The sequence below is a fragment of the Roseateles sp. genome (assembly GCF_036486225.1).
GTDB lineage: Bacteria > Pseudomonadota > Gammaproteobacteria > Burkholderiales > Burkholderiaceae_C > Roseateles.
This window is the reverse complement of record NZ_DASVNZ010000221.1, coordinates 1-17,254: the sequence shown is the minus strand read 5'-3', so window position 1 is coordinate 17,254 and position 17,254 is coordinate 1. Positions and strand designations below refer to the sequence as shown.

Annotated in this window: 13 protein-coding genes, 1 other RNA gene and 1 pseudogene; 5 read left to right on the top strand and 10 right to left on the bottom strand. The window is 70.6% G+C overall.

The annotated features are described in order from the left end of the window. The 5 genes and pseudogenes from VF536_RS15350 to VF536_RS15330 form a co-directional block, all read right to left on the bottom strand. Window positions 1-1,205 (bottom strand): annotated as a pseudogene (locus VF536_RS15350) (hypothetical protein); the annotation flags it as partial. A 136-nt stretch (window positions 1,206-1,341) separates the two neighbouring features. Then, on the bottom strand, window positions 1,342-3,984 hold the full coding sequence (locus VF536_RS15345) for an Ig-like domain-containing protein (RefSeq protein ID WP_331615733.1): 2,643 nt from the start codon (window positions 3,982-3,984) through the stop codon (window positions 1,342-1,344). A gap of 168 nt (window positions 3,985-4,152) precedes the next feature. Further along, the gene (locus VF536_RS15340) at window positions 4,153-5,574 is read right to left on the bottom strand and encodes an NAD(P)(+) transhydrogenase (Re/Si-specific) subunit beta (protein ID WP_331615732.1); all 1,422 of its coding nucleotides are present in this window, start codon (window positions 5,572-5,574) and stop codon (window positions 4,153-4,155) included. A 106-nt stretch (window positions 5,575-5,680) separates the two neighbouring features. Next, a complete protein-coding gene (locus VF536_RS15335; protein ID WP_331615731.1) occupies window positions 5,681-5,977 on the bottom strand; it encodes an NAD(P) transhydrogenase subunit alpha in 297 nt (98 codons plus the stop codon). Between the two features lie 56 nt (window positions 5,978-6,033). Continuing rightward, window positions 6,034-7,152, bottom strand: a complete 1,119-nt coding sequence (locus VF536_RS15330; RefSeq protein WP_331615730.1) for a Re/Si-specific NAD(P)(+) transhydrogenase subunit alpha — start codon at window positions 7,150-7,152, stop codon at window positions 6,034-6,036. 232 nt (window positions 7,153-7,384) lie between these two features. On the opposite strand from VF536_RS15330, the gene VF536_RS15325 reads away from it, so the two are divergent. Together VF536_RS15325 and VF536_RS15320 are read left to right on the top strand one after the other, a co-directional pair. Further along, the gene (locus VF536_RS15325) at window positions 7,385-7,912 is read left to right on the top strand and encodes a hypothetical protein (protein WP_331615729.1); all 528 of its coding nucleotides are present in this window, start codon (window positions 7,385-7,387) and stop codon (window positions 7,910-7,912) included. Between the two features lie 135 nt (window positions 7,913-8,047). Then, window positions 8,048-8,542, top strand: a complete 495-nt coding sequence (locus VF536_RS15320; RefSeq protein ID WP_331615728.1) for an NUDIX hydrolase — start codon at window positions 8,048-8,050, stop codon at window positions 8,540-8,542. Between the two features lie 67 nt (window positions 8,543-8,609). Here the strand turns inward: VF536_RS15320 and VF536_RS15315 are convergent, their stop codons facing one another. Continuing rightward, the gene (locus VF536_RS15315) at window positions 8,610-9,488 is read right to left on the bottom strand and encodes a response regulator (protein WP_331615727.1); all 879 of its coding nucleotides are present in this window, start codon (window positions 9,486-9,488) and stop codon (window positions 8,610-8,612) included. Between the two features lie 167 nt (window positions 9,489-9,655). Here VF536_RS15315 and mnmA point away from each other — a divergent pair, with 167 nt between their 5' ends. From mnmA to VF536_RS15300, 3 genes are all read left to right on the top strand, one after another. Beyond that, complete coding sequence (mnmA, locus tag VF536_RS15310) at window positions 9,656-10,762, top strand: tRNA 2-thiouridine(34) synthase MnmA (RefSeq protein WP_331615726.1); 1,107 nt, start codon at window positions 9,656-9,658, stop codon at window positions 10,760-10,762. Window positions 10,763-10,938: 176 nt separating this feature from the next. After that, on the top strand, window positions 10,939-12,282 hold the full coding sequence (locus VF536_RS15305) for a sensor histidine kinase (RefSeq protein WP_331615725.1): 1,344 nt from the start codon (window positions 10,939-10,941) through the stop codon (window positions 12,280-12,282). Window positions 12,283-12,314: 32 nt separating this feature from the next. Further along, window positions 12,315-12,962, top strand: a complete 648-nt coding sequence (locus VF536_RS15300; RefSeq protein WP_331615724.1) for a response regulator transcription factor — start codon at window positions 12,315-12,317, stop codon at window positions 12,960-12,962. Window positions 12,963-12,972: 10 nt separating this feature from the next. Here VF536_RS15300 and VF536_RS15295 read toward each other — a convergent pair. From VF536_RS15295 to VF536_RS15280, 4 genes are all read right to left on the bottom strand, one after another. After that, a non-coding RNA gene (locus VF536_RS15295) (sX9 sRNA) lies at window positions 12,973-13,047 on the bottom strand. A gap of 56 nt (window positions 13,048-13,103) precedes the next feature. Continuing rightward, window positions 13,104-13,565 (bottom strand): hypothetical protein, encoded by a 462-nt coding sequence (locus tag VF536_RS15290; RefSeq protein WP_331615723.1) that lies wholly within the window; start codon window positions 13,563-13,565, stop codon window positions 13,104-13,106. A gap of 97 nt (window positions 13,566-13,662) precedes the next feature. Beyond that, window positions 13,663-16,932 carry a triple tyrosine motif-containing protein gene (locus VF536_RS15285; protein WP_331615722.1) on the bottom strand — a complete coding sequence of 1,090 codons (3,270 nt, stop codon included), beginning with the start codon at window positions 16,930-16,932 and terminating at the stop codon, window positions 13,663-13,665. A gap of 15 nt (window positions 16,933-16,947) precedes the next feature. Beyond that, window positions 16,948-17,254 (bottom strand): response regulator transcription factor (locus VF536_RS15280; RefSeq protein WP_331615721.1); only part of this gene is annotated, 307 nt, incomplete at its 5' end.

The window sequence follows — 17,254 nt, the reverse complement described above, 5'->3', positions numbered from 1 at the left end:
AGCGCGGCGCGGGCCGCCAGCAGCGCGGCGGCCGCGAGCACGACGGCACGGCTGCCGAGCGCCCACCAGGGCCAGGGGTGGTGGAAATCGGTCCAGCTCCAGCCCAGGAAGGCGGCCGCGCCGTCGATCACGGTGCCGAGCACCAGGTAGGCGACAGCCATCTTCTCCGGCCAGCGCGCCGCGATGCCCGACAGCCGCGCGACCAGGAACAGCAGGCCCGCCTTCGAGAGCACGTCGGCCAGATCGAGCGCCACCCGCCACCAGGGCGCCGGGAAGAGCGCGCCGTTGAGCAGGTAGGGCGAGAGCAGCAGCGCGGTGCACAGGCAGAACAGGCCGGTGACGCCGTACAGCCACTCCTGGCGCAAGGCGAGCCAGACCATCAGCATGAACGCACCGATCACGATGCCGGCCAGCGCCGTCGTGACGCGGATCACCTGCCAGAAGCGGCGCCCCTCCTGCAGCGCGCGGATCTGCACGGACGGCCCCAGCAGCGGCGCGGACAGCCCGGCGCCCTCGAAGCCCGGACGCGCCAGACGCAGGCTGAGCCGATGTTCGCCGGCCGGGAGCATCGCGGGCGGGATGCTGACCTGCAGGCGGCGTCCCGCGAGCAGGAGGCCGCGTTGCGCGAGGTCGTCCTCGTCTTCGGCAGAGTAGCCGCTGCCGGGACTGGAGGTGGCGATCAGCTGGCCGTCCAGATAGACCGTGGCCGCGGGCCGATGCTGGATCACGAGCCAGTACGGCGCTTCGGCGGCCCGGTCCAGGCGGAAGTCGAGCGCGAACCAGAGCGGCCCCGGCGCGTCGGTGTCATGGATCTGGACCGGCAGCGCGACCACATGCCCCGGCGCGAGCGGCACCGCGGGCGTCGTCGGGATCGTCGAGGGCATCGGCGTCGGTGTGGCCGTCGGATTCAACGGCTGGGACACGACGGCCGACGCGGCGGCGTCTGGCGAGGCCGGACCGGCCGGCGTGCGTACATCGGGCGGCACGTGGAACGGCGCATCGGGCAACGCGCCACGGACCTGCGCGGGATCGCGGGCATCGCCGGGGAGCAGGCGGGCCTCGGTGAGGCGCAGCACCTGCGCCGGCATCGCGGTGCCGTATTGCTGGGAGAACAGATGGACAGCCCAAAGCGCCAGCAGCGGCAGTGCCACCAGCAGCACGAGCCGCCGGATCGACACCGTCGCCCTTGCCGGACGGACCTCCATCGATCGGGTGAATACCGCCAAGTCGCCCCCACGTCGCACATTGAAAGGCAACGACCGGCCCCGCAAGAGGCCGGCCGCGGCAGATGCTAGGTCATCGCGGGTGCCGGCGACACCTCGGACCTAGGGGGCGGAGCGCTCAGATCACGGTGCCGCCGCCTGCGGCGGAGTACTGGAAAGTGAACGCGGTCGCGGCCCCCACGTTGCCGGCGGCGTCGATCAGATGGGCCTCGATCGTGTTCTCCCCGACACGCCCCTGGTCGCGGGCATAGCCGTTCGAGAGATAGGCGGTGTCGGCGTCGTTCGCCGTCCACTTCCATCCCTGCTGCCACCCACCGCCGTTGAACCGGAACTCGAAGTTGTCCCCGACATGCAGGCCCTCGATCGTCAATTCGCCTTGTCCACTGTCAGGGTTGGCTTTTACGCTGATCGCCGGCTTGTCGGGCGGCGTGAGGTCGGTCATCACCTGGAGCGTCCGCTCACCCACGTTGCCTGCCAGATCGGTCTGGCGCAACGCCAGTTGATGCCGGCCGTCGGCGCCGAACCGGCTCAATGGCAACTGACCGTCGGCGGGGACCGTTTCCCAGCTGCCACCATCGATGCGGTAGGCCAGACTGTCCGCGCCGGAACCGGAACTCCTGCTGGCTTGCACCTTGAAAGTGTCCTGTCCGTTCAAGGTCGTCGCGTCGGCGCTGTGGTCCGGGTTCGAGGACGACCAGTTCGGGGTGCGGGCCTCGCGGTCCAGCGTGAAGCTCAGCGTGGCGGCGTCACCGACATTGCCTGCCGCGTCCCGCTGCTTGAACTGAAGGGTCAGGGGACCGTAGTTCCATGCCTGGTTCAGTTCATCGAGCGCGATGGTGTCCGCCGCAATCTCCTTCCACGATGAGCCGTCGTCCAGGCTGACCAGCAGTTGGGCGCCCGACTCGAGGCCGCTGACGCGGAAGTCGCCCGAGGACGTGATCCGGTCGGTGCTGCTGGCGCCGGTGTCGTTGAGCAGCAGGACCGTGGGCGCCGCGGGCACGGTGACGTCGACCTTGGCCGTCAGCGTCGTCACCGGACTCGCGTTGCCGGCCAGATCGACTTGCCGCACGCCGATGTACGGGGTGCCATCCTGATGGAACTGCGACACGCGGATCTGCCCGTCGTTGGCGTCCAGCCACGGCGACAGCGGATGATTCTCCAGTTGATACTCGACCTGCGCGCCGGGCTCGACGCCCTGCATCGCGATCACGTCGCCAAGGCCCAGCGCCGGTTTGCCGTCCGGCATTGTCCAGCGCAACGCGTCCGGCGCCGTCCGGTCGAGCACGAAGGACAGTTCGGCGACAGCGCCTTCGTTGCCGGCCCCGTCGATCTGCCTGACCGCCAGATGCTGTTCGCCATCAATGGCGAACAGCGAATCCGGAAGCAGCGCATCGCCGCCGCGAGGGGTCCAGGTCTTGCCACCGTCCAGGCTGACGGCGAGCGTGGCGCCCGCCTCCAGACCCGACACGTTCACCGACCCCGAGGAGGTGATCAGATCGTGATCGCTGCTGCCGGTGTCCTTCTGGAGCGACAAGGTCAGGGTCGCGGGCACGGTGACGTCGATGTTGGCGACCAGCGTCGCCGTCGGACTCACGTTGCCGGCCACATCCGTCTGTCGCACGTCGATGTGCACGCTGCCGTCATGCTGGAACTGCGAGGCCGAGATCAGCCCGTCCTTCGCGATGAGCCACGGCGCCGCCGGGTCGAGGCGGTACTCGACGAGCGCGCCCGCTTCAACGCCCTGGAGCGCCATGACGTCGGCGGCGCCCAGCGCCGGCTTGCCGTCCGGCATCGTCCAGCGCGGCGCCTCCGGCGCGGCGCGATCCAGCACGAAGCTCAGTTCGGCGACCTCGCCTTCATTGCCCTTCGCATCGATCTGCCTGACCTGCAGGTGCTTGGCACCGTCGGCGTCGAACAGCGAGTCCGGCAGCAACGCATCGCCGGCGCGCGGCGTCCAGGTCCTGCCGCCGTCGAGGCTGATGGCGAGTGTGGCCCCCGCTTCCAGCCCGGCGACGTCCACCGCCCCTGACGCAGTGATCAGATCGTGATCGCTGCTGCCGGTGTCCTTCTGAAGCGACAGGGTCGGCGCGACCGGCACATGGGCCGACGGCTTCGGATCAGGGTCGCCCGCCGGATCGGGGTCGGGGTTCGGCTTGCCAGGATCAGGCGGTGTCGGTTGATCAGGGGTCGGCTGATCGGGCTTCGACTGATCAGGGTTCGGCTGATCGGGGTTCGGCTGATCGGGCTTGGGCTGATCGGGCGCAGGTTGATCGGGCGCAGGTTGATCAGGACCGGTTGGCTTCGACGACCCGGGATCCGGCTTCTGCTCTACCCCAGGCGGGTCCGATTTGGGTTGATCGGGTTTCGGCGGATCGATGACCGCGATCGGTGGCGGCGGATTGCCCGAGTGGCTGGCCGCGCCGCCGATGCCCAGGACGCCGAGCCCTGCGGCCAGCAATACGCCGTAGCGATCGTCATGTCCGTGCGCCTCGACTGGCAATGCCTCGGGCGCCGTGTCGACGGAAGCGGCAGGGACGCCGGCATCGACGTCCGGCGACGTGCTCGCGTCCGGACTGGCCGAGGCGGCGGCGGTCTCTACGGTGGCGGGTTCCGGCGAGGCGCCGGCGGAGACCGCTGGCACCTCGTCGATGGGCTCTTCCTCGTCGTGGCGCGCTCGACGCCCGCGCGGACGGGGAACGAGGGAATCTGTCGGGATCAGCGGCGCAATGGCGCCGGGCATCGGTTCTTGGGTGGCGGACATCAGGGACAGCAGAAGCGGAGGGGAACCCGCAGTCTGTTGATGTCAGTCGCTGGCCGCATCAGCCTCGACTTGCGCTTTACGACGACGCCTTCCACCCAAGTCAGTAGGCCATCTACCCATAGTGCTGGAAGATGACCGTGGACGCGCGAAAACCGCCCCGCGAGTAGGCTACTCGACTGCCTTGAGCATGTCCTCGACCACCTTCTTCGCGTCACCGAAGACCATCATGGTCTTGTCCATGTAGAAGAGCTCGTTGTCCAGGCCCGCGTAGCCGGCCGCCATCGAGCGCTTGTTGACGATGATCGTGCGCGCCTTGTACGCCTCGAGGATGGGCATGCCGAAGATCGGGCTGCCCTTCTGCAGCGCGGCCGGGTTCACCACGTCGTTGGCGCCGAGGATGATCGCGACATCGGTCTGGCCGAACTCGGCGTTGATGTCCTCCATCTCGTGCACCTGGTCGTAGGGCACCTCGGCCTCGGCGAGCAGCACGTTCATGTGGCCGGGCATGCGGCCGGCGACCGGGTGGATTGCATAGCGGACCGTCACGCCCTTGTCGATCAGCTTCTGCGCGAGCTCCTTCACCGCGTGCTGCGCACGCGCCACCGCCAGGCCGTAGCCGGGGACGATGATCACGCTCTCGGCATTGCCGAGGATGAAGGCGGCGTCGTCGGCGCTGCCGCTCTTGACGTTGCGCTGCTGCGTGGTGGCGGCCGCGGCGCCGGCTTCCGCGCCGAAACCGCCCAGGATCACGTTGAAGAACGAGCGGTTCATCGCCTTGCACATGATGTAGCTCAGGATCGCGCCCGAGCTGCCCACCAGCGATCCCGCGATGATCAGCATGCTGTTGTTGAGCGAGAAGCCGATGCCCGCCGCCGCCCAGCCGGAGTAGCTGTTCAGCATCGACACGACCACCGGCATGTCGGCGCCGCCGATCGGGATGATCAGCAGCACGCCCAGGGCGAAGCCCAGCAGCGCGATGAGGATGAAGTCCATCGAACTCTGCGAATGCCAGAAGCCGAAGAGGAAGAACGCGGCGGCCAGGCCGAGGATCGCGTTCAGCCAGTGCTGGCCGGGGAAGGTCACCGGCGCGCCCTGGAACAACCGGAACTTGTACTTGCCGCTGAGCTTGCCGAAGGCGATCACCGACCCGGAGAAGGTCACCGCGCCGATGAAGCAGCCGAGCCCGAGCTCGATGCGGTTGCCGCCGGGGATGGGCTCGCCGCGCGGCGCGATGGCGAAGGCATGCGGCTCCACCACCGCGGCGCCGGCGATGCATACGGCCGCCAGGCCGATCATGCTGTGCATGAAGGCGACCAGTTCCGGCATCTTGGTCATCTCGACGCGCTGCGCCATGACCGCGCCGATGCCGCCGCCGATGACCAGGCCGCCGAGCACGTAGCCCAGGCCCAGCGTCTGACCGCCGGCGAGCTTGAGGATCAGCGCGCCGGTGGTGAGCACGGCGATGGTCATGCCGACCATGCCGAAGAGGTTGCCGCGGATGGAGGTCGTCGGATGCGACAGCCCCTTCAACGCCTGGATGAAGCAGACGCTCGCGATCAGGTAGAGCAGGGTGACCAGATTCATCGACATGTGAGCCCCTCGGTCGACGGGTACATCGCCCGATCCCCCGAGGGGATCCGGGCCGGCTTGGGAGCGGCCCGGCGCTCGGCCCGGTCCGCTTCGATGGGGGGCTTGGTCACTTGCGTTCCTTCTTCTTGAACATCTCCAGCATCCGTCGCGTGACGAGGAAGCCGCCGAAGACGTTGACCGCCGCGAGCGCGACGGCGAAGGTGCCCAGGCCCTTGCCGAGCATGGTCTCGGTGAGCGCGGCGGCGAGCATCGCGCCGACGATGACGATGGCGGAGATCGCGTTGGTCACGGCCATCAGCGGCGTGTGCAGCGCGGGGGTGACGGTCCAGACGACGTGGTAGCCGACGTAGATGGCCAGCACGAAGATCGTCAGGTTGATCAGGGTGGGGGAGACGGCGTCCATGCGGAGAGCTCCTTCCGGGGGAACAGGGGGCGAGGCGGGGGGGGCAGGTCTTGCGATCAGGCTTTGCGCAACACCTGGCCCTCGTGCGCGACGAGGCAGGCGGTCACGATGTCGTCGTCGGCGGGCAGCGCGAACCCGCCCTCCTTCGTCAGCACCAGCTTGAGGAAGTCCAGCAGGTTGCGCGCGTAGAGCGAGGACGAATCCGCCGCGACCAGCGCGGGCAGGTTGGTCTCGCCGACCAGCGTGACGCCGTGCTTGCGCACGGTCTGACCGGGCTCGGTCAGCGGGCAGTTGCCGCCGGCGGGTGCGGCGATGTCGACGATCACGGAACCGGGTTTCATCGCCCGGACCATCTCCTCGGTGACCAGCACCGGCGCCGGACGGCCGGGGATCAGCGCGGTGGTGATGACGACGTCGGCCTGCGCGACACGCTTGGCGACCTCGACCTGCTGGCGCTGCAGCCAGCTGGGCGGCATCGGGCGGGCATAACCGCCGACGCCGACGGCGGCCTCGCGTTCCTCGTCGGTCTCGTAGGGCACGTCGATGAACTTGGCGCCCAGCGACTCGACCTGCTCCTTGACGGCGGGCCGCACGTCCGAGGCCTCGATCACCGCGCCCAGCCGCTTGGCCGTCGCGATCGCCTGCAGGCCCGCGACGCCGACACCCAGCACGACCACCCGCGCGGCCTTGATCGTGCCGGCGGCGGTCATGAGCATCGGGAACAGGCGCTGGTAGTGGAAGGCGCCCAGCATCACCGCCTTGTAGCCGGCGATGTTGGCCTGGCTGGACAGCACGTCCATGCTCTGCGCGCGGGAGGTACGCGGAGCCGCCTCCAGCGCGAAGGCGGTGAGTCGGGCCTCGGCCAGGCGCTGCAGGCCGTCGCGGTCGAAGGGGTTCAGCATCCCCACGAGCACGGCGCCGGGCTTGAACAGCGGCAGCTCGCCGGGATCCGGCGACCGCACCTTGAGCACCAGGTCGGCGCCGAAGGCGGCGGCCCGGTCGACGATCTCCGCGCCCGCGGCGGCGAAGGCCTCGTCGGTGGCGCTGGCGTTCAGGCCCGCGCCGCTTTCCACCCTCAGCGCATGGCCCTGCGCGACGAGCTTCTTGACGGTTTCCGGCGTCGCGGCGACGCGCGTCTCTCCCGCCGCGCTTTCCTGCGGCACACCGATCAGCATCTGGAGGTCCTCCGTCCGATTCAGGGTCGAGGCGAGCTTAACCGGGTCACCGCCCTGGGCGAGGCTCGCCCGCGACAGGGGTTTTCACCAGGGAGGTGCAGGTCGGCAACCCGCAGGCAACCGGAAAGCAACCTGCGGGCAATGCTGTTTCGAGTGGTGAACAGCGGTCGTCCGAAGGGGTGAAAGCGGCGTTAAATGGAGGCGTTCAATGACCCCCGAAAGGAGTCACCCCATGATCAAGAAGATGGTTTTCAGCAGTGCGTTGGCGATGGCGGCCCTGGTGCCGATGGCTTCCCGGGCGGCCGACGTGGGCGTGTCCGTGAGCATCGGCGAGCCGGGCTTCTACGGGCAGATCGACATCGGCAACGTCCGGCCGCAGGTCGTGTACGAGCGGCCGATCCTGGTCCAGCGCGTCCCCGCGCCGGAGCCCGCGGTCTACCTGATGGTGCCCCCGGGCCACCAGAAGAACTGGGCGCGTTACTGCGGGCGCTACAACGCCTGCGGCCGGCCGGTGTACTTCGTCCGCGAGACCTGGTACCGCGACGTCTACGCGCCGCAATACCGCCGCGAGCACACCGAGTACCGCTGGCGTCCGGACGGCCGCCGCGACTGGCGCAACGACCACGACCACGATCACGGCCGGGGCCCGGATCATGGGCCTGGCCGCGGACCGGACCGGGACCATGGCCGCGGGCCCGATCATGACCGTGACCACGGGCGCGGTCCCGATCGCGACCGCAACGACCACGACCGTCGCTGATCCCCTGTCCGAATGACAAGACCCCGGCCCGCCGGGGTTTTTCATTTTCGGCGTTCACAATGCGGCCCGCACCCATCGAGGTGGCCGCTCCCGGCATTGGCGCCGCGGCTCGAGCCGCCCGCTCAGGAAGGACCAATGACCGAACGATTCAAGCCCAGCGTCACCGTCGCCGCCGTGATCGAACAGGAGGGCCGCTACCTGCTGGTCGAGGAACTCACCCGCGACGGACTGCTGCTGAACAACCCCGCCGGCCACCTGGAGCAGGCGGAGTCCGCGATCGACGCCGTCGTCCGCGAAGTCCTCGAGGAAACCGCCCGGCCGTTCACGCCGGACGCCTTCCTCGGCGTCTACATGTCGCGCTTCCTGCGTCCCGACCGCAACGACGACATCACCTACGTCCGGCTGGCCTTCACCGGCCGGGTCGGCGACCAGATCCCGGGTCGTCCGTTCGACGAGCCCATCCAGCGCACGCTGTGGCTGACGCTGGACGAGATCCGCGCCAGCCAGGACCGCCATCGCAGCCCGCTGATCCTGCAGTGCATCGAGGATCACGCCGCCGGCCGGCGACTGCCGATCGAGGCCGTGAGCGGCCATCCCTCGCTCTACGCGCCGCGAGCCTGGCCGCACTGAGCGGCCCGCAACGGCGACGGGCCCCGAAGGGCCCGTGAGCGCGATGGCGGCGGGTTCAGCGGGCCGTTCAGAGGGTCATCGCGGCGCTGATCGCCTGTTCGCTGTGGCGCGGCTCGCGCCGGCAGGCTTCCAGCTCGTTGACCGCGCAGCGCGCCAGCGTCATCAGCGACTCGCGCTGCCGTTCGCGCAGCCGGCGCGGCAGCCGGTCCATCACGCACAGGCTGCCGACCACCTCGCCGGTCGACAGCGACAGCGGCACCGACGCGTAGAAGCGCACGTAGGGGGCGCCCTGCACCAGCGGATGGTCCAGGAAGCGCTGGTCGTGCCAGGTGTCGGGCACTTCCTGCAGGTGGCCGTGGTGCATCACGTGCGTGCACAGGCCGCGGGCCCGCGGGATCTGCCGCAGCTGCAGGCCGGAGGTGCCGATCAGCCGGAGCTGCTCGCCGTCGACCAGGCCGACGGCCGCCATCGCGCCGCCGCTGATGTCGCAGGCCAGATCCGCCAGTTCGTCGAAGGCGACGTGGACACGCGACTGCACGTCCAGCCCGTCCACCGCCGCCTGGCGTTCGTGCTCGTCCGCCTGCAGCGGGGCGAGCCAGCCGCGCAGGGTCGCCAGCGCCTCGTCGCACTGGAGGCCCTTCTCGAAGAAGCCGGAGATGCCGTGCTCCGCGCAGGCGCGCCGCATCTCCTCGTAGTAGCTGTGGGTCAGCACGATCACCCGGGCACCGACGCCCAGCTGCCGGATCGCCCGCAGCACCCGCAGGCCGCTGCCCGGCTGCAGCGCCAGGTCCATCAGCACCACGTCCGGCTGCGTCTGCGTGATGACCTCGATGGCGGACTGCTCGCAGGCGGCCTCGCCCACCACGTGGATCTGGCGCTCCCGCGCCAGCAAGGCCTGCCACTGCGCCCGCGCCGTGATGGATCCGTCGACGATGACGATGTTCATGATCTCGTGCTCCCTGTTTCATTCAGTTTCTTCCCGCGCCGGAACGCGGTGGAGTCGGCAATGGCGGGCACGCCTGTCGGCGTTGGCGCAAACCCTTGTCAGCCATCCCTGACACCTGAATGGGGGGCGCGGACGGGGATTTGCCACCTTTGGGACAATGCCGCCCCATGACTCCCAAGAAGCAACGCGTCGTCGTCGGCCTGTCCGGCGGCGTTGATTCCGCCGTGACGGCCTGGCTGCTGAAGCAGGCCGGGCACGAGGTCGTCGGCATCTTCATGAAGAACTGGGAAGACGACGACGACAGCGAGTACTGCTCCTCCAACATCGACTTCGTCGACGCGGCGGCGGTGGCGGACGTCATCGGCATCGAGATCGAGCACGTCAACTTCGCCGCCGAGTACAAGGACCGCGTCTTCGCCGAATTCCTGCGCGAGTACCAGGCCGGCCGCACGCCCAACCCGGACGTGCTGTGCAACGCGGAGATCAAGTTCAAGGCCTTCCTCGACCACGCGATGCGCCTGGGCGCGGAGAAGATCGCCACCGGCCACTACGCCCGGGTGCGCGAGGTCGACGGCCGCGTGCAACTGCTCAAGGGGCTGGATCCGCTGAAGGACCAGAGCTACTTCCTGCACCGGCTCAACCAGGCGCAACTGCAGAAGACCATGTTCCCGGTCGGCGACCTGCCCAAGACCGAGGTGCGCCGCATCGCCGAGGAGATCGGCCTGCCGAACGCGAAGAAGAAGGACTCGACCGGCATCTGCTTCATCGGCGAGCGCCCGTTCCGGGAGTTCCTCAACCGCTACCTCTCCCAGAAGCCCGGTCCGATCAAGGACGACCGCGGCCGCAAGGTGGGCGAGCACGTCGGCCTGTCCTTCTACACGCTGGGCCAGCGCCAGGGACTGGGCATCGGCGGCATCAAGGAGAAGGGCGCGCCGCGCGGCGGCGGCGAGCACGCGCCGTGGTTCGTCGCCCGCAAGGACCTGGAATCCAACACGCTGATCGTCGTCCAGGGCCACGACCACCCGCTGCTGCAGAGCCGCGGCCTGGTCGCGCAGGACCTGAGCTGGACCGACGAGGCGCCAGCCTTCGGCGGCTTCGGCGCCAAGACCCGGTATCGCCAGGCGGACGCCGCCTGCGCGCTGACGCCGGGCGAGGGCAGCATCCGCCTGGACTTCCCGCAGGCGCAATGGGCGGTGACACCGGGCCAGAGCGCTGTGCTCTATGACGGCGATGTCTGCCTGGGCGGCGGCGTGATCGCCGAGGCGATCGCCTAGGCCTTCCCGAAGCTGCCGCCCGAGGCGGCGCGGCCCGCAACTCATCCGGCGATTCGGGGCACTCGTCGCATGAGCGCCGGCGCCCCGCGGGTGTCCCGTGACAATGCGCACCTTCCCTGCCGGACGTCGCCTGTGGCACGCTGGCACCTTGTCGCCGCCTTGTCTGGACCGTTCCCTTGGATCGCCCCCTCGATCGTCTGCTCGCCCGCATCGCCCAGCCCGCCTTCGTGCTGCGCATTGCCGCCCTGGCGATCTGCCTGCTGGAACTGGGTTCGGCCATCTGGGGCCTGATGGGCAACCAGACGGAGCCCTACGACGGCGTCCTGGCCAGCCTCTACCGCCGCACCGGCGGCACCACGCACGACGCGCCCTTCGTCCTGACCTGCCTGGCGCTGGTCATGGTCTTCGCCTGGCACTTCTGGCGGCTGGCCCGTCAGCAGCACCTGGACCTGCCGCCGCGCAACGCCTTGTCGCGGGTGGTGCTGCTGGACTTCCTGGCGCTGCTGGTGACGCCCGGGCTCCCCTTCCTGGTCACCGTGCTGGCGGCGCTGCTGCTCAACGTGCGGCGCGCCTTCAACTTCGCGCTGGCGCAGGTCGTCATCAACGTCGCGCTGTACTGGCTGCTGCCCAGCGAGGCCCAGCGGCTGGAGCAGATCCAGCCCGACATGCCCTGGTGGCTGAACAGCGTGGGGCTGTCCATGTCCATGGTGGCGCTGCACGGGATGGCCTTCGGGCTGGGCCGGCTGGCCGCCGCCGAGGGCGAACGCCGGCGCTGGTTCCAGGCCATGCTGGCCGAGAAGGAATCCGGCGAGCGCCTGCAGATCGAGCAGTTGCGCTACGCCGAACGCATGCACATGGCGCGCGAGTTGCACGACGTGATGGGCCACCACCTGACGGCGCTCAACCTGCACCTGCAGCTCAGCGAGGCGCTGCTGCAGCGCCACGACGAGCCGGGCGCGGCGCAGGCGGTGGAGAAGGCCAAGCTCGGCGCCGCGGGGCTGCTGGCGGAGGTGCGCGCGGCCGTCTCGCGCGAGCGCGAAAGCCAGCGCATCAACCTCGAGGCGGCGCTGCGCACGCTGGCCGACGGCATCGCCAGCACGCAGATCGAGCTGGTGCTGGACCCGGTCGCGCAGGACCTGACGCCGCGCTGCGCGCATGCGCTGCTGCGCTGCGTCCAGGAGGCGGTGACGAATGCCGTCCGCCATGCCGGCGCGACCCACGTGCGGGTGACGCTGGAGGCGGTGGAGGTCGCGGTTCCGATCAAGGCCGGGGAGGCTGCAGGGGAGATGGCGAGGGAATCGGCGCTCGCCGACAGACGCTCTGCCGCGGCGGGCCTGCTGTCCGCGGGCTCACAGGTTCGCGTGCGGGTTGACGACAATGGCCGGGGCACGCGCAAGCTGCGCGCGGGCAACGGCCTCAAGGGCATGCAGGAGCGCATGGCCGAGCTGGGCGGGACGATGCAGGTGCTGCGGCATCACCCCGGATTCCTGATCGAATTGAATTGCCCGCGGCGCGCCTGAAGCGGGCCGGCGCATCCAGGGAAGGACACGACATGAGCGATACCACGATCAAGCTGCTGCTGGTGGAAGACCAGCAACTGGTGCGCGAGGGGCTGAAGGGCCTGCTGGCGCTGCACGACGACATCCGCCTGATCGGCGAGGCCTCGGACGGGGCGGAGGCGCTGGAGCTGCTGGCGCGCGAGCAGCCGGACGTGATCCTGTCGGACATGCGCATGCCGCGGCTGGACGGGATCGGGCTGATCCGGGCGCTGGCGTCGCGGGCGCTGAAGATCCCGGTGGTGCTGCTGACGACCTTCGACGACACGGCCGCCTTCGACGAGGCGGTGCGGGCCGGGGCGCGGGGTTTCCTGCTGAAGGCGATCAGCCCGGACACGCTGGTGCAGGCGCTGCGCGACGTGGTCGGCGGATCGACCGCGCTGCGGCCGCTGCTGACCGAGCGCATGGAACGCGCGCCGGTGGAGCGTGCCTTCGCCGCGACGCCCGAGCCCGAATCGCTCAGCCCGAAGGAGCTTCAGGTGCTGCGGCTGGTCGCCAGCGGGCGCAGCAACACCGAGATCGCCGCGCTGCTGGGCAACAGCGAAGGCGTCATCAAGAACCACTGCTCCGCGGTGTTCGCGAAGATGGGCGTGAGAGACCGCACCCAGGCGGTCCTCAGAGCCATCGATCTCGGCTGGATCTGACTCCGGCCCGGTCTGTCGGGGCGTAGCGAGCGGACGTCAGGCTAGGCGGGCGGAGCGGAGGAACCGGAACGTACTTCCTGTACGTGAGGATTCCGAGCATCCGACCAACGACGCATGACGTTCGCGCAGTAGCCCCCGCTCTCAGATCCAGAGGTCGTAGTCTTGTAGGGCGCGGATGCGACGCTCGACCGACAGGAAGCGGGCGGCGCCCACTTCGCCGATCGCCTTGACCACGCGCGGGTGGTACTTCTTGTAGAGCTTCTGCTCGGCGTCGACATAACCCAGGTAGCCGCGCGAGAAGTACTTCGACTGCGCGTTGGTCGGCTTCTCGCCGATCTGCACGTACTCCACCGACATGCGGGTGAACTGGCGGTTCAGCGCGGCGAGCTCACGCTCGTAGGCCTCGTACACCGGGACGAACTTCTTGGTCTGCGCCTCGTCCAGGGCCAGCGCCTTCAGCACGACGCCCTTGCGGTCGGCGCGGACGGCGTCGCGCAGGGATTGCGCCTGCGCGGTGTCGGGCACCGGCGCCGGATCGGCGAAGGCCGGCAGCGCGGCGGTCAAGGACAGGCAAAGCGCGGACAGCGCGGCAAACTTCTTCATCTCTCTTCCCTCGTCAAGCGTCGGACTTCGACGGCGCGGATTCTAGGGAGCGGGGTTTGCCCTGACCCTCCGGGACTTCACGGGGATTCATGGGGATTCACGGAGAGACGGGGGTGCGCGCCTGCCGCCAGCGCGCCAGCCAACCCGGGTGTCGCGCATCGGCCACGCGCAGCACCAGCTCGGTGCCGGCGCCCGGCACGCTGCGGACCGTGAAGCCCGCGTCCACCAGCCGCGCCCGCTCGCGCATCCCGCACATGCCGAAGCTCACGCCGCGCGCCTGACGGCACGCCCAGTCCGGCGCCAGCCCGATGCCGTTGTCGCGCACGGTCAGCGTGACGGCGTCGGCCCGGTAGTCGAGCTCCAGCGTCACCTCGGTCGCCCGCGCGTGGCGATCGGCATTGGTCAAGCCCTCGCGCGCGATCAGCAGCAGCTCGTCCTCCACCGGCGCCGGCAGCGCGCGCGGCGTCCCGCTCACCCGCATCCGGAACTGGCCCGGCGGACGGATCAGGTCCTGCCCGGCACGCGACAGCCGGTCCGGCCAGGCACCGCCGGCCCCGCCCTCTCCGCCGCCCTCGCCACCGCCACGACCGGCCTCGTCGCGCCCGTCGCCCTCGTCTCCGTCATCACGGTCATCGGGGTCATGTCCCCGCCGGCCGCGCCGATCGGCGGCGTCCTCGTCGTCGATGCGCTGGCGGAGTTGTCCGACACGATCGCGCCCTTCGGCGAGCAGGGCCTCCGCACGCGTCAGGTCACGTTCCATCTTGTGGCGCAGCGCCGCGTCGGCGACGCGCCGCACGCTCGCGTCCAGTCCCAGCAGCAGACCCTGGAAGCCCTGCAGCAGGGTGTCGTGCAGATCGCGCGCGATGCGTTCCCGCTCGCGGTGGCGGTCGGCCAGACGCTGGCGCAGCCTCGCCTGCAGCGCGCGGATCCGCAGCCGGTACCCGCCCCAGACCGCCACCAGGAGCGCCAAGGCCGCCGCCCAGCGGAACACCGGCTGCTGGTGGAGCATCGGCACGATGCGGAACGCCAGCACGGTCGGCTGACGGCTCCAGAGGCCGTCGGGATTCGACGCGAGCACCTCGAAGCGGTAGTCCCCGGGACCGAGGTTGGCGTATGTCGCCTCGCGCACGGTGCCGGCGTCGCGCCAGTCGGCATCGACGCCGACCAGCCGGAAGCGGTAGCGGACCTGCTCCGCCTTGCTCAGCACGCGCGCGGCATAACGCAGCGTCAGCGCGTTCGTTCCCTTGGGCAACTCCTGACCCTGTGCGGCCGGATAACTCTGTCCGCCGGCCATCAGCGCCTGCACGTCCACGCCCACCTCGCGCGCATTGCGCGGCGTGCGCGCCGGATCCAGCCAGACCACGCCCAGGTTGGTCACGAACCACAGCCGGCCGCGGGCATCGCGCACGGCCGTGGGCGTCGCCGAGGCCTGGCGTGCGACGCCCGGCAGGCCGTCGGCGGCGTCGAGCAGCTGGTAGCTGAGCGGATGGGCCGACTCGTCGAACAGCGACGGCACCTCCGCCGCGGCCAGCCGCACCAGACCGCGTCCGCCGTTGAGCCAGAGGTCGCCGTCGAAGGCTTCGACGACGCCGGAGACCCGCCCGAAGGCCGGGTCGCGATCGAGGGTGATGGTGGCGAAGCGCCCGTCGCGTCCCAGCGCCACGCCGTTCTCGCCGGCGACGACCAGACCGTGGCGGGTGTTGATCATCGTCAGGATGCGGCCGGTGCGCAGCCCCTGCGCCGGTCCGAAACGCAGACGCTGGCCATGGTCGCCGATGCCCGTGAGCACGCCGTCGTGCCCGAACCAGACCGCGCCGTCCGCATCGACCGCGAGCGCGCCCGGCGGAGCGCCGTCGAGTTCCGCGTCCCTCACGCGCTCGAGGCCCGCGCGCGTCGCGTGGAACACGCCGGTCTCGCGCAGCGACAACCACAGCCCGCCCGTCGGATCGGCGGCCATGCCTTGCGCGGCGGCCCGCGTGCCGGCGGGCAAGGGCAGGTTCCAGCGCTCCCAGCGGCCGCCCGGCGGCGAGCGCCAGAGCGCCTCGTCGTCCCACAGCCAGAGCGAGCCGTCGGTCGCGCGCACCGCCTGGGTGGGAGGCCGCCGCAACAGGGGGCGGGGATCGATGCCGTTCTCGCGCACCGGGCCGCCGGGCGGGTCGACACGCCAACTCGCGGAGGAACTGGAGAGCAGCACGCCGCTGCCGTCCGGCTGCACGCTGAAGCCGGTGGCGGCCGCATCCTCGAGCCGCGTCACGCGCTGGATGCGGTGCCGGCGCAGGCTGCTCACGCCGGCATTGGTGCCGACCCAGATCTCGCCGTCGTCGCTTTCCAGCAGCGGGACGGTGATCGACGATCCCAGCCCGTCCGCCACGGTGAACCACTGCCCGCTCGTCCAGTCGAGCTGCTCGCCCGCCAGCAGGCGCGCCGTCTCCGCGGCGTCGGTGCGGAACACGCCGCGCCCGTTCACCGTCACCCACAGCCCGCCGTCGCTGGCGAACAGCATCTGCTTGACCCGCGTGACCGCCTGGCCGTCGCGCGAGGACACCACGCTGGGCGAGAACGGCGCCGCGGCGAGGTCGTCCACGCGCACCGGCCCGGGCATCGGGGCCGTCTCCGGCAACGCCGCCCAGGCGCGCCAGGATCCCGGCAGCCCCAGCGGCCGCACGCCGCCGCGTCCGTCCGCCAGCCAGAGCCGGTCCTGACCGTCCTGCGTCATCACGGCGGTCCGGCCGGTCGACACGCCGGTGTACTCGAAGCGTTCGGCGCCCGCGGCGAGGCGATAGAGCCGCTCGCCGGAACTGACCCAGAGCGTGCCTTGCCGGTCGCGGAACAGGTATTCGGCGCCGGGCTCCGGATAACCCTGCTGCTCGCCGATGCGCGACCAGCGCTGGCCGTCGAAGCGGGCGAGCCCTTGACCCGCCGCCGCCCACAACGCACCCGACGCCCGCGCCAGCCTGAGCACGCGGCCGCCCGGCAGCCCCTGCGCCGGGCCATGACGCACGACCTGGCCCTCGCGCAGGTGCACGACGCCGCCATCGAACAGACCGAGCCACAGGCTCTTGTCGCCGTCGACCAGCAGCGCGTTGATGTTGAGCGCCGGCAGCGAGGGATCGGCGGGCCGGTAGCGCTCGAAGCGCAGGCCGTCGAAGCGGTACAGGCCCATGCCGGTGCCCAGCCACAGCACCCCCTCGCGCCCGCCGTCCAGCGTCCAGACGTCCGGCGGCGCGCCGTCGCGGACGGTCCAGGAGCGGTGCGAGAAGTCCGTCAGACCCGCCTCCGCCGCCCCCGCCGCATGCACCGGCGCCCGGCCGGCGCCGAGCAGGCACGCCGCCGCGAGGACCAGTCCAGGCCAGCAACGGGTCAGCAACGGGTCACCCCGGGCTCACGCGGCCGGCAGCGGACGCAGCCCGTAAAGCCCCGGCGCCGGTGTGCGCGCGGCGGCGGCGCGCACCGGATGGGGGAAGGGATCGTCGATCAGCGGCTCGTCGTCGAGCAGCCCGCGACGCAGCGCCTCGGTGGCGGCCTGGGTGCGGCTGCGCGCGCCGAGCTTCTGCAGCAGCGTCTTCACATGCGTCTTGACCGTGCCGGCCGCGACCCCCAGCCGCAGGCCGATCGACTTGTTGTCCAGGCCCAGGCACAGCATGCGCAGCACGTCGCGCTCGCGCGGCGTGAGGTCGTCGCCGAGCCAG

What these genes read in the sequence shown, in the direction of transcription:
- VF536_RS15315 (WP_331615727.1), bottom strand. Translation starts at nt 9,488, where the DNA reads ATGAACATCGTCATCGTCGACGGATCCATCACGGCGCGGGCGCAGTGG.
- VF536_RS15290 (WP_331615723.1), bottom strand. Translation starts at nt 13,565, where the DNA reads ATGAAGAAGTTTGCCGCGCTGTCCGCGCTTTGCCTGTCCTTGACCGCC.
- VF536_RS15320 (WP_331615728.1), top strand. Translation starts at nt 8,048, where the DNA reads ATGACCGAACGATTCAAGCCCAGCGTCACCGTCGCCGCCGTGATCGAA.
- VF536_RS15340 (WP_331615732.1), bottom strand. Translation starts at nt 5,574, where the DNA reads ATGTCGATGAATCTGGTCACCCTGCTCTACCTGATCGCGAGCGTCTGC.
- VF536_RS15345 (WP_331615733.1), bottom strand. Translation starts at nt 3,984, where the DNA reads ATGTCCGCCACCCAAGAACCGATGCCCGGCGCCATTGCGCCGCTGATC.
- VF536_RS15300 (WP_331615724.1), top strand. Translation starts at nt 12,315, where the DNA reads ATGAGCGATACCACGATCAAGCTGCTGCTGGTGGAAGACCAGCAACTG.
- VF536_RS15330 (WP_331615730.1), bottom strand. Translation starts at nt 7,152, where the DNA reads ATGCTGATCGGTGTGCCGCAGGAAAGCGCGGCGGGAGAGACGCGCGTC.
- mnmA (WP_331615726.1), top strand. Translation starts at nt 9,656, where the DNA reads ATGACTCCCAAGAAGCAACGCGTCGTCGTCGGCCTGTCCGGCGGCGTT.
- VF536_RS15325 (WP_331615729.1), top strand. Translation starts at nt 7,385, where the DNA reads ATGATCAAGAAGATGGTTTTCAGCAGTGCGTTGGCGATGGCGGCCCTG.
- VF536_RS15335 (WP_331615731.1), bottom strand. Translation starts at nt 5,977, where the DNA reads ATGGACGCCGTCTCCCCCACCCTGATCAACCTGACGATCTTCGTGCTG.